At 71.1% G+C, this 16,064-nt stretch carries 11 protein-coding genes; 5 read left to right on the top strand and 6 right to left on the bottom strand.

The window, feature by feature from the left end:
* Positions 1–2: 2 nt before the first annotated feature.
* Genes treY through ACTWM8_RS13585 form a run of 3 tightly spaced genes read left to right on the top strand, consistent with a single transcriptional unit; the run spans position 3 to position 7,242 of the window.
* Positions 3–2,339 (top strand): malto-oligosyltrehalose synthase, encoded by a 2,337-nt coding sequence (gene treY, locus ACTWM8_RS13575; RefSeq protein ID WP_446214133.1) that lies wholly within the window; start codon positions 3–5, stop codon positions 2,337–2,339.
* Entirely contained in the window at positions 2,336–4,069 is a 1,734-nt protein-coding gene (treZ, locus tag ACTWM8_RS13580) for a malto-oligosyltrehalose trehalohydrolase (RefSeq protein ID WP_446214134.1), read from the top strand. Before treY ends, treZ begins: the two co-directional genes overlap by 4 nt.
* 29 nt (positions 4,070–4,098) lie before the next feature.
* On the top strand, positions 4,099–7,242 hold the full coding sequence (locus ACTWM8_RS13585; RefSeq protein WP_446214135.1) for a BTAD domain-containing putative transcriptional regulator: 3,144 nt from the start codon (positions 4,099–4,101) through the stop codon (positions 7,240–7,242).
* Positions 7,243–7,257: 15 nt separating this feature from the next.
* Here ACTWM8_RS13585 and ACTWM8_RS13590 read toward each other — a convergent pair whose 3' ends face one another.
* The 6 genes from ACTWM8_RS13590 to ACTWM8_RS13615 form a co-directional block, all read right to left on the bottom strand.
* On the bottom strand, positions 7,258–8,094 hold the full coding sequence (locus tag ACTWM8_RS13590) for a DUF4097 family beta strand repeat-containing protein (protein WP_446214136.1): 837 nt from the start codon (positions 8,092–8,094) through the stop codon (positions 7,258–7,260).
* Between the two features lie 186 nt (positions 8,095–8,280).
* Complete coding sequence (locus tag ACTWM8_RS13595; RefSeq protein WP_446214137.1) at positions 8,281–9,030, bottom strand: ABC transporter permease; 750 nt, start codon at positions 9,028–9,030, stop codon at positions 8,281–8,283.
* Positions 9,027–9,980: an ATP-binding cassette domain-containing protein gene (locus ACTWM8_RS13600; RefSeq protein WP_446214138.1), complete on the bottom strand. Its 954-nt coding sequence runs from the start codon at positions 9,978–9,980 to the stop codon at positions 9,027–9,029. The genes ACTWM8_RS13595 and ACTWM8_RS13600 overlap by 4 nt, the downstream gene beginning before the upstream one ends.
* Positions 9,981–10,268: 288 nt before the next feature.
* Complete coding sequence (locus ACTWM8_RS13605) at positions 10,269–12,659, bottom strand: ATP-binding cassette domain-containing protein (protein WP_446214139.1); 2,391 nt, start codon at positions 12,657–12,659, stop codon at positions 10,269–10,271.
* 121 nt (positions 12,660–12,780) lie between these two features.
* Positions 12,781–13,191: a VOC family protein gene (locus ACTWM8_RS13610; RefSeq protein ID WP_446214140.1), complete on the bottom strand. Its 411-nt coding sequence runs from the start codon at positions 13,189–13,191 to the stop codon at positions 12,781–12,783.
* Positions 13,192–13,211: 20 nt separating this feature from the next.
* On the bottom strand, positions 13,212–13,646 hold the full coding sequence (locus ACTWM8_RS13615; protein ID WP_446214141.1) for a helix-turn-helix transcriptional regulator: 435 nt from the start codon (positions 13,644–13,646) through the stop codon (positions 13,212–13,214).
* 381 nt (positions 13,647–14,027) lie between these two features.
* Here ACTWM8_RS13615 and ACTWM8_RS13620 point away from each other — a divergent pair, with 381 nt between their 5' ends.
* Together ACTWM8_RS13620 and ACTWM8_RS13625 are read left to right on the top strand one after the other, a co-directional pair.
* Complete coding sequence (locus tag ACTWM8_RS13620) at positions 14,028–14,831, top strand: SRPBCC family protein (RefSeq protein ID WP_446214142.1); 804 nt, start codon at positions 14,028–14,030, stop codon at positions 14,829–14,831.
* Between the two features lie 22 nt (positions 14,832–14,853).
* On the top strand, positions 14,854–16,026 hold the full coding sequence (locus ACTWM8_RS13625) for a zinc-dependent alcohol dehydrogenase (RefSeq protein ID WP_446214143.1): 1,173 nt from the start codon (positions 14,854–14,856) through the stop codon (positions 16,024–16,026).
* Positions 16,027–16,064 lie beyond the last annotated feature (38 nt).

Here is a 16,064-nt window from a genome sequence, read left to right on the forward strand (position 1 = left end):
CCATGCCCGACACCCCTCGACCCGACCCGGCGGCGGCACCGACGACGCGGGTGGGGTCGACCTACCGCGTCCAGGTGCGGCCGGGCTTCGACCTCGACGCCACCGCCGGCCTGGCCGGCTACCTCGCCGACCTCGGCGTCACCCACCTCTACAGCGCACCCCTGCTGACCGCCACCCCCGGCTCCGCGCACGGCTACGACGTGGTCGACCACCGGGCGGTCAACCCGGAACTCGGCGGCGAGGCCGGCCGGCGGCGGCTGGTCCGGGCGCTGCGCGCGGCCGGGCTCGGCCTGGTCGTCGACATCGTGCCCAACCACGCCGGGGTGGCCCAGCCGGCCGCCAACCCGGCCTGGTGGGACGTGCTGCGCCGGGGCCGGTCCTCGGCGTACGCGGACTGGTTCGACATCGACTGGGACCGGGGCCGGCTGCTGCTGCCGGTGCTCGCCGACACCCCCGACGCCCTCGACGACCTCAAGGTCGTCGACGGGGAACTGCGCTACCACGAGCACCGCTTCCCGATCGCCGACGGCACCGCCGAGGGCGGGCCGCGCGAGGTGCACGACCGGCAGCACTACGACCTGGTCTCCTGGCGGCGTGGCGACAGCGAGCTGACGTACCGTCGGTTCTTCGCCGTCTCGGACCTGGCCGGGCTGCGGGTGGAGGACCCGGCGGTCTTCGACGCCACCCACGCGGAGGTGCTGCGGTGGGCGGCGGCCGGGGAGCTGGACGGCATCCGGGTCGACCACCCGGACGGTCTGCGCGACCCCGCCGGCTACCTGGCCCGGCTGCGCGCCGCCGCGCCCGACGCGTGGCTGGTGGTGGAGAAGATCCTGGAGTACGGCGAGGAGCTGCCCGACTGGCCCGTCGACGGGACCACCGGCTACGACGCCCTCGCGGCGGTCTGCGGGCTCTTCGTCGACCCGCGCGCCGAGGGCGACTTCACCGCCCTGGACGCCCGGCTGAACGGCCGGCACACCTCCTGGCAGGATCTGACCCACGACACCAAACTCGCCGCCGCCACCCGGCTGCTCGCCGCCGAGCTGACCCGGCTGGCCGCCCTCGCCCCGGAACTGGACCCGCAGGCCACCCGGGAAGCCCTCGCCGAGCTGGCCGCCTGCTTCCCGGTCTACCGCGGCTACCCGCCCGAGGGCGCCCGGCACCTGGCCGTGGCCCGCGCGGAGGCGGGACGCCGCCGCCCCGACCTGACCGCCACCCTGGACGCGGTCACCGCCCACCTGCGCGACCCGGAGCACGAGCTGGCGAAGCGGTTCCCGCAGCTGTCCGGCGCGGTGATGGCCAAGGGGGTGGAGGACACCGCCTACTACCGGTGGAGCCGGTTCGTCGCGCTCAACGAGGTCGGCGGCTCACCGGCGCACTTCGGCGTGCCACCGGCGGAGTTCCACCGCGCCGCCGCCGCCCGGCAGGTCCGCTGGCCGGCCGGCATGACCACGCTCTCCACCCACGACACCAAGCGCGGCGAGGACGTCCGGGCCCGGCTCGCCGTCCTGTCGGAACTGCCCGGACGGTGGGCCGAGCGGGTGCAGGACTGGATGTCCCGGGCACCGCTGGCCGACCCGGCCTTCGCCCACCTGCTCTGGCAGACCGCCGTCGGCGCCTGGCCCGTCGAGCGCGAGCGGCTGCACGCGTACGTGGAGAAGGCCGCCCGGGAGGCGTCGGTCTCCACCAGCTGGGCCGACCCCGACCTGGCCTTCGAGCGCGACCTGCACGCCCTGGTCGACCGGATGTACGACGACCCGGCGCTGCACGCCGAGATCACCGCCTTCGCCGACGAGATCACCCCGGCCGGCTGGTCCAACTCCCTCGGGCAGAAGCTGGTGCAGCTCGCCATGCCCGGCGTGCCGGACACCTACCAGGGCACCGAGCTGTGGGAGAACAGCCTGGTCGACCCGGACAACCGCCGCCCGGTCGACTTCGCCGTACGCCGGGAGGTGCTGGCCCGGCTCGACGGCGGCCGGCGACCGGCCGTCGCCGCCGACGGCGCGGTGAAGCTGCTGGTGGTCTCCCGGACCCTGCGACTGCGCCGCGACCACCCGGAGCTGTTCACCACCTACCGGCCGGTCGCCGCACCCGGGCCGGCGGGTGCGCACGCGGTCGCCTTCGACCGGGGCGGCGCGGTCGCGGTGGCCACCCGCCTCCCGCTGGGGCTGGCCCGCTCGGGCGGCTGGCGGGGGACCACCCTTTCGATTTCCGGCAACAGTGTTACGGACGTGTTCACCGGTCGGGTCTACAGTGGGTCTGAGCTGCTCCTGGATGATCTGCTGAGCACCTATCCCGTCGCCCTGCTGGCTCCCACCGACTCCGTGGAGGCTGCCGCATGACCGAGTTCACGGTGTGGGCTCCCGAGGCCGCGCGGGTCCGGCTGCGCCTGCCCGGCGTGGCCGACCATGACATGCGCTCCGGCCCCGGCGGCTGGTGGCGCGTCGAAATCCCCGCCGCCGGGCCGGGCACCGACTACGCGTTCCTGCTCGACGACGACGAGCGGGCCCTGCCCGACCCCCGCTCGGCCTGGCAGCCCGCCGGCGTGCACGGGCCCAGCCGGCTCTACGACCACACCGCCTTCCGCTGGACCGACCAGGACTGGACCGGCCGGCAGCTACCGGGCAGCGTCCTGTACGAGCTGCACGTCGGCACCTTCACCCCCGAAGGCACCTTGGACGCGGCGATCGGCCGCCTGGACCACCTGGTCGACCTCGGCGTCGACATGATCGAGCTGCTGCCGGTCAACGCCTTCAACGGAGAGTACAACTGGGGCTACGACGGGGTCTGCTGGTACGCCCCGCACCAGCCCTACGGCGGCCCGGACGGGCTGAAACGGCTGGTCGACGCCGCCCACGCCAAGGGGCTGGGGGTGATCCTCGACGTCGTCTACAACCATTTCGGGCCCTCCGGGGCCTACGCGCCGATGTTCGCGCCGTACCTCACCGAGCAGAGCAACACCTGGGGCCGCACCGTCAACCTGGACGGCCCGCACTCCGACGGGGTGCGCCGCTACATCGTCGACAGCGTGCTGATGTGGCTGCGTGACTACCACGTCGACGGGCTGCGGCTCGACGCCGTGCACGCCATGCCCGACTCCCGGGCCACCCACTTCCTGGAGCAGGTGGCCACCGAGGTGGAGGCGCTCTCGACCCACCTGGGCCGGCCGCTGTCGCTGATCGCCGAGTCCGACCTCAACGACCCGAAGCTGATCACCCCGCGCGAGGCCGGCGGCTTCGGCCTGCACGCCCAGTGGAACGACGACGCCCACCACGCCCTGCACACCCTGCTCACCGGGGAGCGGCAGGGCTACTACGGCGACTTCGGCTCGCTGGAGTGCCTGACCGACGTGCTGACCGGGGCGTTCTTCCACGCCGGCACCTGGTCCAGCTTCCGCAACCGCAGCCACGGGCGGGCGGTGGACCGGCAGCGGACCTCGGGGCACCGCTTCGTGGCGTACCTGCAGAACCACGACCAGATCGGCAACCGGGCCACCGGCGACCGGATCTCCGCCAGCCTCTCCCCGGCGCTGCTGCGCGTCGGCGCGGTGCTGCTGATGACCGCGCCGTTCACCCCGATGCTGTTCATGGGGGAGGAATGGGCGGCCAGCACCCCCTGGCAATTCTTCACCAGCCACCCCGAGCCGGAGCTGGCCACCGCCGTGGCCACCGGCCGCCGGCGCGAGTTCGCCGCGCACGGCTGGCCGCCCGGGGACGTGCCCGACCCGCAGGACCCGCAGACCTTCCTGCGCTCCCGGCTGGACTGGGCCGAGCTGGACAAGCCCGAGCACCGGGAGATGTACGAGTTCCACCGCCGGCTGATCACGCTGCGCAAGAGTCGGCCCGACCTGTCCGACCCCCGGCTGGACCGGGTCGAGGTACGCCACGGCGACCGCTTCCTGCTGATGCGCCGGGGCGAGCACCTGGTGGTGGCGAACCTGGCCGGGAAGGCGCAGCGGATCAACCTGCCGGGGGTGGTGCGCAGCGTGCTGCTGGCCACCGGTACCGGGGTCACGGTGATGCGGGACGGGATCGAGCTGCCGGCGGAGACGGCGGCGATCGTGGCGCTCTGAGGTCGGCGGCCCATGGCAAGATCTGCTGCGTGCAGATCGGGATGCTCGGATCGTTCGAGGTTCGCACGGACGACGGCGTCTTCGCCGACGTGCCGGGCGCGCGGCTGCGCGGACTGTTGATCGCTCTCGCGCTCGAACCTGGTCGCGTCGTCTCGAAGGCAACGCTCGTCGACTGGATCTGGGGTGAGCACCCGCCCGCCGACGCGACGAATGCCCTGCACCGCTTGGTTTCCCGGCTGCGTAAGGCGCTGCCGGAAGGATCGGTCGAGGGGCAGCCGGACGGCTACCGGTTGACGGTGGAACCCGACGCCGTCGACGCCGTGCGGTTCGAACGCCTCGTCACCGCGGGTCAGGTCCGCAACGACGACCATCCACGGCGGGTACGGCTGCTGCGCGAGGCCCTCGCCCTGTGGCGCGGTGCGGCCCTGCAGGACGTCGGTCTGCAGGGCAGTGCCGCGTTCGACGCGGCGGTCACCCGGCTCGAGGGGCTGCGCCTGAGGGCCTTGGAGGATCGGTTCGATGCGGAGGTCGACCTCGGCCACGGCGCGGAGCTGGTCACCGAACTGACCGACCTGGTGGCCGCGCATCCGGTGCGCGAACGGCTTGTCGCTGCGCTGATGCGTGCCCTCGTGGCGGCCGGTCGGGGCAGCGAGGCGCTGGTCGTGTACCAGCGCACGCGAGAAGCCCTGGCCGACGAACTGGGCGTCGACCCCGCACCGGAGCTGTCCGCCTTGCACGTCGCGCTGCTGCGGGGCGAGCTGGGACGGCGGGAGGAAAACCGGAAGACCAACCTGCGTGCCGAGCTGACCAGCTTCGTCGGCAAGGACGCCGATGTCGCCGCGGTCCGCGAACTCGTCGCCGACCATCGGCTCACCACCCTGATCGGGCCGGGCGGGTCGGGGAAGACCAGGCTGGCCACGGAAACCGCGCGCACGCTGCTCGACGACCTGCCGGACGGGGCCTGGCTGGTGGAGCTCGCACCCGTCGGCGCCGACGGTGACGTGGCGCAGTCGGCGCTCGCCGGGCTCGGCCTGCGGGATGCGCTGCTCGGCGAGGCACCGAACGCGGAGCCGACGGACCGGCTCATCGCCGCGATCCGCGAGCGCGAGGCGCTGCTGATCCTGGACAACTGTGAGCACGTGATCGAGTCGGCGGCGACGTTCGCCCATCGAGTGCTCGGGGAGTGCCAGCGGCTGCGGATCCTGGCGACGAGCAGGGAACCGCTCGGCATCACCGGTGAGGCGCTGTGGCTGGTCGAGCCACTGGCCCTGCCCGAGGGGGACGCCAGCCCCGGCGAGATCGAGTCCGCGCCGGCCGTCCGGTTGCTGCGCGACCGAGGGGGCGCGGTGCGCAAGGATCTCGCGGTCGACGCCCACACTCTGTCGACGATGGTGCGCGTCTGCCGGGCGCTGGACGGGATGCCGCTGGCGATCGAACTGGCCGCGGCCAGGTTGCGCACCATGTCCATCGACCAGCTCGCCCACCGGCTCGACGACCGGTTCCGCCTGCTGACCAGCGGTAGCCGTACCGCGTTGCCGCGGCACCGGACGCTGCGTGCGGTGGTCGACTGGAGCTGGGAGTTGCTCACCGACGCCGAACGGATGGTCCTGCGCAGGCTCTCGGTGTTCTCCGGTGGGGCGAGCCTCGAAGCGGCCGAGCGGGTCTGCGTCGGCGACGCGGTCGAGCAGGAGCAGGTGCTCGAGTTGCTCACGTCGCTGACCGAGAAGTCGCTGCTGGTCGCCGATCGCGACAGCGCACCGCGCTACCGGATGCTCGGCACGATCAAGGAGTACGCCGGGCACCGGCTCGCGGAGGCGGGGGAAGCGGACCTGGCGCGCCATGCGCATCTCGCCCACTTCACCGAACTCGCCGAGACCGCGGAGCCGCATCTCCGCCGCGCCGAGCAGTTGGAATGGCTCGCCACGCTCGGTGTCGAGCACGACAACATCAGTTCTGCGATGCGTGGTGCGCTCGCGGCCGGCGATGCGCACGCGGCGATGCGGCTCGCGGCTGGCGCGGGCTGGTACTGGTGGCTCAGCGGGCACAAGGCCGAAGGCATCGAGCTGATCACCGCGGCCACCAACACGCCCGGCGAGGTGGCCGATGAGATCCGGGCCACCGTGTATGCGCTCGTTGTGCTGTTCGTGAGCGCCGGGCGGGGCGACGAACACCATGCGGAGGAGTGGATCCACAAGGCATACCGGTTCAGCCAGCGCAGTCAGTCCCGTAATCCGCTGCTGGGATTGGTCGTCCCGCTGGAACGCATGTTGCAGGCGCCGGACGCGCTCCTGTCCGCGTGGGAACCATTGCTGGACGACGAGGACCCCTGGGTACGCGCACTGGCCCGGTTCCATCTCGGCAAGATGCGGATCATGCTCGGCCAGGGCGGGCGGGATGCGGATGCGTATCTCGAGATGGCGCTCGCCGAGTTCCGCGCGATCGGCGAACGGTTCGGGATCTCGATCGCCCTGAGCGAGCTGGCGGAGCGAATCGCCGTGCGCGGCGAGTTCGCCCGTGCCTGCGCGCACTACGAACAGGCGATCGCGGTCGTCACCGAAGTCGGTGCCATCGAGGATGTCATCCGCATGCGGTCGCGACAGGCTCAGCTGTACTGGCTGCTGGGCGACAAGGACTCCAGCACGGCGGCCATGGCCGAGGCGCAACGATGCGCGGAACGGGTCACCTGGCCGGATGCGCTGGCCGAACTGGCCCTCTCGAAGGCGGAACTCGCCCGCTGGCGCGGCGACGCCGAGGAGGCATACGAGCAACTCGGCGTCGCGACGACCATGCTGGGCGACGACGCGGAGCAGGCGAACATCCGCGCGGTGAAATACGACCTGCTCGGCCACCTTGCCGACGATCTCAGCGAGGCCCGCACGCACCACGCGGCGGCCTGCCAGGCGGCCTCCGAGGCGGGGCACGCACCCCTGATCGCGCAGATACTCGTCGGGATCGCGGACCTGGCACTACGCAGCGAAGAGTACGAGCAGGCCGCGCGACTGCTCGCGGCGAGCACCGGCGTACGCGGACTACCGGATCGTTCCCAGCCGGATGTGGCCCGGATCGAGCAGGCCGCGCGGAGCCGCCTCGGCGACACACGGTTCGCCGAGGCGGCTCGGGAAGGCACGCAGACGAGCTGGGCTCAGTTGGTCACGGTCACGCTCGCCTCCTGAACGCGGCAAGCCCCGTCAGCTTGCAACGCGCTGAATGGTGATGTCGCCGTGCCGCGTTCGGGCGTGAACCGTGAGCTGGTTGTCGGGCGTGTCAGGGTTGTCCTGGGGCGGTACGGAGTTGCGCACCGACCCTCGCTTGCTGTTGGCGTCCACCCGGGCAGCGGTGCCCTCGCTGATGCCGACCTCGATGTTTCCTGAGTGGTTCGCCAGCTCCGCCTGACCGCGGGTCAACCGGCCGATCCGAATGGCGCCGTTGCCTGTCTTGGCGGTGACGCTGCCGTCGGCGCGGTCGATGTCGAAACCGCCGCTGCCACTGCTGAGGTCGAGGTCGGCCGATGCGTGGCCGATCCAGATCTGCCCGCCGGAGCTCGAGAGCTTGACGGTGTCCTTGACCTCGCTGATCCGCAGTGCGAACGTGCTGCCGTCGATGGTGGCGCGCTCGGCGATGTGGCCGATCGTGACCTCACCGGCCGCGATGTTCGCCTGCAGCGCGTTGATCCGATCGAGCTGGACCCGACCGGATGCCATGTGCAGCTCGCACTCTCCCAATGAGCCGTCAGCGTGCACATCCGAGTGCGCCAGGTAGGAAACCAGGCTGGAGCCGGCGGGCAGGTCGATCGTGATGGCGACCGAACCGTTCTTGTCCCCGGAGGCGGTCGTCTTGACCGACAGCTGATCGCCGGCGAAGTCGACCTTGGTCTTGTCGGCCACCCTGACGTCCGACTGGCTCGCCTTGTTGATGGGTTCGACCAGCACCACGGTGTCGGTCCGGTCGCTCGCGGTGACCCGCACCTGAGCACCGGCGACCACAACGGTGGCGACGATGGGTCCTGGCGTGGCGAATGTAGGCATGACGCCGCTCCTCTTGTCTCATACGTGATCTGTTGGTGGGCGGCTCAGCCGCCCCAGCCGGTGAAGCATCGGTCCGCACGCCCACGGCGCGCGCTCGTCGGCGGCGAGCGCGCGCCGGGTCAGTTCGTCGCTGGCGGCTTCGGGGTCAGCCCGATCACGGCCCTCGGAAGGCCATCGCCCGGAAGGTCACGCGCGCTTCGTGAAGGTGGAACGCGCCCACAGGTAGCCGACGAGAGCGATGCCGACGCACCAGGCGATGGCGGTGATCGCGTCGCTGGAGGACGGTGCGCCGTTGAGCAACCCGCGCATGGTTTCGATGATCGGCGTGAAGGGCTGGTACTCCGCGAACTGCCGGAGGCCCGGCCCCATCTTCTCCGCCGGTACGATCGCGCTGCTGAAGAACGGCAGCATGACCAGCGGCACGGAGGCCAGACCCGCCGTCTCCGGAGACTTCGCCGCCAGTCCCAGGGCGACCGTGAGCCAGCCGGCCGCGAAACCGAGCAGCACGACGATGCCGACCACGCCGAGCCAGTCGAGGGAACTCGCCGACGGGCTGAATCCCAGCAGGAAGGCCACCCCGATGAGCGCCCCGATGGCGACCAGATTGGTCAGCACACTGGCGATGACGTGACCGGTCAACACCGCACCACGCGAGACGTGCATGACCTTGAACCGGTTGATGATGCCCTTCGTCATGTCGGAGTTCACCGACGTCGCGGTGGCCCCCAGCCCGTAACAGACGGCCAACAGCATCAGTCCCGGCGTCGCGTAGTCGATGTAGTCGACACCGACGTTGAAAGCGTCTCCGAACATGTACACGAACATCAACATGATCACGATCGGCATCAGGACCGCGTTGAACACCGAGGTGGGATTCCGGGCGATGTGCTTGAAGTTGCGACGCAGCATGACCATCGAATGGGACTTGGTGCTCATTTCGCGACCACCTCCGTGGTGTGGGTGTGGGTGTGGCCCGTCAGGGCGAGGAAAACGTCGTCGAGGTCCGGAGTGTGGACGGAGAGCTCTTCGGCACTGATCGAGTACTCGTCGAGCCTGTCCAGCAGGGCCCGCAGCGATCTCGTCCCACCGTCGCTCGGAACCCGCAGGGCCAGTGCGTCGTCGTCCCGCGTGGCGTCGGTGAGGACCCGCGCGGCCGCGTCGAGTTCGACGACGTCGGTGAACCGAAGCCGGACATGACTGCCGGGGACCTGGCGTTTGAGGTCGTCGGGAGTGCCCTGGGCAACCAGGCGGCCCTGGTTGAGTACCGCGATCCGGTCGGCGAGCTGATCGGCTTCCTCGAGGTACTGGGTGGTGAGCAAAATGGTCACGCCATCGGCCACCAACTCGCGGACGATCTCCCACATGGTGCGGCGGCTGCGCGGATCCAGTCCGGTCGTCGGCTCGTCCAGGAAGATGATCCGTGGCTTGCCGACCAGCGTCATCGCCAGATCCAGCTTCCGGCGCATGCCCCCGGAATAGGTCGACACCGGCTTCTGCGCCGACTCCACCAGATCGAACCGCTCCAGCAACTCCGTGACAACCCGCCTGCCGTCGCCGGAGCCCATGCGCTTCAGATCCGCCATCAGCTGCAGGTTCTCCTGGCCCGTCAGCAGCTCATCCACCGCCGCGAACTGACCGGTGACCCCGATTGCCGCACGCACCGCCTTGGTCTCGGTCGCGACATCATGCCCGGCAACCCGTGCCGTGCCACCGTCGGCCTTCATCAACGTGGTCAGCACGTTCACCGTCGTCGTCTTGCCCGCCCCGTTCGGACCGAGCAGGGAGAACACTGTGCCCGCAGGAACATCCAGATCGATGCCATCGAGGACGATTTTTTCCCCGAAAGCCTTTCGTAGCCCGGAAACCTCAACCGCTGAACTTGTCATGCGCCCACGATGGGCGGCCGACCTGTCACCTGCCTGACACGCCTCTGACACGGCCACTGACAGAAGCAGAGCCGGAGCTGGTGCAGACGTACCGGATCACCTCGTCGGTGCTGATGAAGCTCGGCGAGGCCGGGGCGGTCGAGCCGGGTGACCCCGGGGAGGCGGTGTACCGGCACGGGCAGACGGCCCGGCGGACGGCATCGCAGGGGCTGACGGCCGGCGGCGGGGCCGAGATCACCTCGGCCCCGCCGCCGTCAACCGAATGCGTCCGACAGGGTAGGGGCGCGGTCAGGCGCCGACGTAGGCGGCGAGGTGCTCGCCGGTGAGGGTGGAGCGGGCGGCGACCAGGTCGGCGGGGGTGCCCTCGAAGACGATCCGGCCGCCGTCGTGGCCGGCGCCCGGGCCGAGGTCGATGATCCAGTCGGCGTGCGCCATGACGGCCTGGTGGTGCTCGATGACGATGACCGACTTGCCGGAGTCGACGAGCCGGTCGAGCAGGCCGAGCAGGTGCTCGACGTCGGCGAGGTGCAGGCCGCTGGTCGGCTCGTCCAGGACGTAGACGCCGCCCTTCTCGGCCATGCGGGTGGCCAGCTTGAGCCGCTGCCGCTCGCCGCCGGAGAGCGTGGTGAGCGGCTGGCCGAGGCTGAGGTAGCCCAGCCCGACGTCGGCGAGCCGCTGCAGGATCGCGTGGGCCGCGGGGATCCGCGCCTCGCCGGCGCCGAAGAACTCCTCGGCCTCGGTCACCGACATCGCGAGCACCTCGCTGATGTCGCGGCCGCCGAGGTGGTATTCCAGCACCGACGCCTGGAACCGCTTCCCCTCGCACTGCTCGCAGATGGTGGCGACCCCGGCCATCATCGCCAGGTCGGTGTAGATGACGCCGGCGCCGTTGCAGGTGGGGCAGGCGCCCTCGGAGTTGGGGCTGAACAGCGCCGGTTTCACGCCGTTGGCCTTCGCGAACGCCTTGCGGATCGGCTCGAGCAGTCCGGTGTACGTCGCCGGGTTGCTCCGCCGGGACCCGCGGATCGCGGTCTGGTCGACCGACACCACACCGTCCCGCCCGGACACCGAGCCGTGGATCAGGGAGCTCTTGCCGGAGCCGGCGACGCCGGTCACCACGGTGAGCACCCCGAGCGGGACGTCGACGTCGACGTTCTGGAGGTTGTGGGTGGCGGCGCCGCGGATCTCCAGGGTGCCGGTGGGCGTGCGCACCGTCTCCTTGAGGGCGGCCCGGTCGTCGAAGTGGCGGCCGGTGATGGTGTCGCTGGCCCGCAGCCCCTCGACGGTGCCCTCGAAGCAGACGGTGCCGCCCGCCGTACCGGCGCCGGGGCCGAGGTCGACGACATGGTCGGCGATCGCGATCGTCTCCGGCTTGTGCTCCACGACCAGCACCGTGTTGCCCTTGTCCCGCAGCCGCAGCAGCAGGTCGTTCATCTTCTGGATGTCGTGCGGGTGCAGCCCGACGGTGGGCTCGTCGAAGACGTAGGTGACGTCGGTGAGCGAGGAGCCGAGGTGGCGGATCATCTTGGTGCGCTGCGCCTCGCCGCCCGACAGCGTGCCCGAGGGCCGGTCGAGCGAGAGGTAGCCCAGCCCGATCTCCACGAACGAGTCGAGGAGGTGTCGCAGCCCGGCGAGCAGCGGGGCCACCGACGGCTCGTCGAGTCCGCGGACCCAGTCGGCCAGGTCGCTGATCTGCATCGCGCAGACGTCGGCGATGTTCTTCCCCTTGATCTTCGACGACCGGGCCTCTTTGCTGAGCCGGGTGCCGTCGCACTCGGGGCAGGTCGTGAACGTCACCGCCCGCTCCACGAAGGCGCGGATGTGCGGCTGCAGCGCGTCGACGTCCTTGGACAGGAAGGACTTCTGGATCTTCGGGATCAGCCCCTCGTACGTCAGGTTGATCCCCTCGATCTTGATCTTGGTCGGCTCCTTGTAGAGCAGGTCGTGCAGTTCCCGCTTGGTGTACTTGCGGATCGGCTTGTCCGGGTCGAAGAAGCCGCAGCCGCGGAAGATGCGGCCGAACCAGCCGTCCATGCTGTAGCCGGGGATGGTGAGCGCGCCCTCGTTGAGCGACAGGCTGTCGTCGTACAGCGCGGACAGGTCGAAGTCGGTGACCGAGCCCATGCCCTCGCAGCGCGGGCACATGCCGCCGGTGATGGCGAAGCTGCGCCGCTCCTTGACGGTCTTCCCGCCGCGCTCGAGGGTGACCGCCCCCGCACCGCTGATCGAGGCGACGTTGAAGGAGAACGCCTGGGGCGATCCGATGTGCGGCTGGCCGAGCCGGCTGAAGACGATCCGCAGCATCGCGTTGGCGTCGGTGGCGGTGCCGACCGTGGACCGGACGTTGGCGCCCATCCGCTCCTGGTCGACGATGATCGCGGTCGTCAGCCCGTCGAGTACGTCGACCTCGGGCCGCGCCAGCGTCGGCATGAAGCCCTGCAGGAAGGCGCTGTAGGTCTCGTTGATCATCCGCTGCGACTCCGCGGCGATCGTGCCGAACACCAGCGAGCTCTTGCCCGAGCCGGAGACGCCGGTGAACACCGTCAGCCGGCGCTTCGGGATCTCGATGCTGACGTCCTTGAGGTTGTTCTCTCGCGCGCCCTGCACGCGGATCAGGTCGTGGCTGTCGGCAACGTGCGGCGCGGCCGACTGCGGGTCCGTCCTCGTGGCCATGCTCATCGTGTCTCCATCTGTGTGGCGGGGTCGCTTCGCGGGCTCCGTCGGCGTCGCGCTCGGCGCAGCAACCACGGTATCCATGCCCCTTCGCGTCTCGGTCACCGCGCGCCGACAGCCGGACGGCTCAGCGCAGCTCGTTGATCCGGATCAGGTTGCCGGTGGGATCGCGGAAGGCGCAGTCGCGAACCCCGTACGGCTGCTCGGTCGGCTCCTGGACGACCTCGGCGCCGCTGGCCCGCAGCCGCTCGAAGACGCCGTCGAGGTCGTCGGTGGCCAGGGTGATGGCGAGGTAGCTGCCCTTGGCGATCAGTTCCAGGATGGTACGGCGCTCGTCGTCGGTGATGCTGGGATCGGCGGCCGGCGGGTGCAGGACGATGGACGTACCCGGCTGATCGGGGGGACCGACCGTGATCCACCGCATCCCGTCGTACCCGACGTCGTTGCGGACCTCGAAGCCGAGGGTGTCGCGATAGAAGGCCAGGGCGGCGTCCGCGTCGGTGTGCGGGAGGAAGGCGTAGTGAATGCTGATGTTCATGGCGGTCACGCTATTTGCGGCTACCTGGCCCGTGCTTCTCGATTCCTGACCGGTCTGGTCACCTGTTTCGAGATGCACGGCGGCATCTCCGCCGTCGCGCGAGCCTGCTCGGCCCGATAGGTGCTCGGCGGCACACCCACCAACTCGGTGAAGCGGGTGCTGAAGGTGCCCAGCGACGAGCAGCCGACCGCGAAGCAGACATCGGTGACGCTGAGGTCGCCACGACGCAGCAGCGCCATGGCGCGCTCGACGCGCCGCGTCATGAGATAGGAGTACGGCGACTCGCCGTAGGCCTGCCGGAACTGGCGGCTGAGGTGCCCGGCTGACATGTTGGCACCGCGGGCGAGCGCCTCGACGTCCAGCGGCTGCGCGTACTCCCGGTCGATCCGGTCGCGGACCCGGCGCAGCCGCGCGAGGTCGCTCAGGCGCTGCGCCTCGGGGGATCTGCTGGTCACCTATGAGATCGTGCCACATCCGACGGCGTCTGGAGCGTTGCCGACCGCCATGCGGTGCGGGACGACGCCTGCTGACCAGCCGGCCCGATCCTCGCCCGCCCCGTCCGGAGCTACGTCCGGGTTTCGTGTTGATTCGGGGCTCGTGGGGCGATTGGTGGGCATAGCGTCAGGCGTGGCGGCTTCCGGCCGCCGGGCCGTCCCGTGGGCGGTCACGGCCGAGCGACGGTGGTGCGGACGTGGACAGGACCGAACCGACGGTGCTGGACGAGTTGGAAGGCAAGGGCCGGGGCACCCGTCTGCCCCGGCTGCTGGGCGTGGTCAGTCTCGCCCTCGGCGCGGGCGGCCTGCTCGCCCCGCGCGCGGTGGGCCCGGCTGACCGGGGTGGACGACTCCCCGCACGCGGCGGGCGTCATCCCGGCGGTGGCCGCCCGGGAACTGGGGCACGCCGCCGGGCTGCTCACCGGGCGTCGCCCCGGTGGCTGGGCCTGGACCCGGGTGGCCGGAGACGCGGCCGACCTGACCCTGCTCGGCCGGGCACTGGCCGACCGGTGCGGCGAGCGGCGTCGGCGGGTCGCCATGGCCACCGCCGTCGTCGCCGGGATCGCCGTCGTCGACCTGCTCGCCGCCGTCCGCGCCGGCCGGGCCCGCCGGGCCCGGGAACGGCTGATCCTCATGGCGGTCGGCGTCACCGTCAACCGGCCGGCGTCGGAGGCGTACCGGTTCTGGCGGGACCTGGAAAACCTGCCCCGCTTCATGGCGCACCTGGAGTCCGTCCGCGCCGACGACCTGCGCCGCTCGCACTGGACCGCACGGGGCCCCGCCGGCCGGCTGGTCGGCTGGGACGCCGAGATCGTCGAGGACCGTCCGGACGAGCTGATCGCCTGGCGTTCGCTGCCCGGCGCCCAGGTGCCCAACGCCGGCCGGGTCCGCTTCGTGCCGGCCCCCGGCGACCGGGGCACCGAGGTCCGGGTGGAGCTGGGGTACGCCCCGCCCGCCGGGCGGCTCGGCCGCGCGGTGGCGAAGCTCTTCGGCGAGGAGCCGGAGCAGCAGATCCGCGACGACCTGCGCCGGTTCAAGCAGGTGCTGGAGACCGGTGAGGTGGTCCGCTCCGACGCCAGCCCGCAGGGGATCACCCTGCACCAGCAGCTCAAGCAACGTCCCGCCCAGCCGTTGCCGGCCCGCTGAGCGCCACCGGGAAGGAAGGACGATGAGAGCCACCACCTGGACGGGCAAGGACAGCGTCAAGGTCGTCGACGTGCCCGACCCGCGCATCATGAACGCCCGGGACGCCATCGTGAAGGTCAGCTCGACGGCGATCTGCGGCTCCGACCTGCACCTCTACCACGGGTACATCCCCGCCCAGCGCAAGGGCGACATCCTCGGCCACGAGTTCATGGGCGAGGTGGTCGAGGTCGGCCCGGAGGTGGACAACCTCGCCGTCGGCGACCGGGTGGTGGTGCCGTTCCCCATCGCGTGCGGCAACTGCGCCTCCTGCCAGCAGGGCCGCTACTCGGTCTGCGAGAACTCCAATCCCAACGCCGGCATCGCCGAGAAGATCATGGGCCACTCGCCGGCCGGCATCTTCGGCTACAGCCACCTGCTCGGCGGGTACGCCGGCGGCCAAGCCGAGTACGCCCGGGTGCCGTTCGCCGACGTCGGCCCGATCAAGATCCCCGACGAGGTGCCCGACGACCAGGCGCTGATGCTCGCCGACGTCTTCCCCACCGCCTACATGGGGGCGGAGATGTGCGACATCACCCCCGGCGACGTGGTCGCGGTCTGGGGCGCCGGGCCGGTCGGCCTCCTCGCCGCCGCCAGCGCCCGGCTGCTCGGCGCGGAGCGGGTCATCGTGATCGACCGGGACCCGTACCGGCTGCGGCTCGCCGCCGAGCGGGCCGGCGCGGAGACGATCAACTACGAGCAGCTCGACGTGCTGGACGAGCTGAACCGGCTCACCGCCGGCCTGGGCCCGGACGCCTGCATCGACGCGGTCGGGCTGGAGGGGCACCACGGCAACGCCGCGATGTACGCCTACGACCGGGTGAAGCAGGCCGGGCGGCTGGAGACCGAGCGGCCGTTCGCGCTGCGCGAGGCGATCCTGGCCTGCCGCAGCGGGGGAGTGGTCTCGGTGATCGGGGCGTACGGCGGGTTCGTGGACAAGTTCCCGATGGGCGCGTTCATGAACCGCTCGCTGATCATGCGGACCGGGCAGTGCCACGTGCAGCGCTACACCCGGCCACTGCTGGCGCGGATCGTGAAGGGCGAGATCGACCCGAGCTTCGTCGTCAGCCACCGGATGCCGCTGAAGGACGCGGCCAAGGGCTACAAGATCTTCCAGAAGAAGCAAAACGACTGCACCAAGGTGGTGCTCAAGGTCTGACGGCGCGGGGCTGCGCGAGGATCCGTCACCCTGAGGCT

This window comes from Micromonospora sp. IBSANI012 (assembly GCF_052814045.1).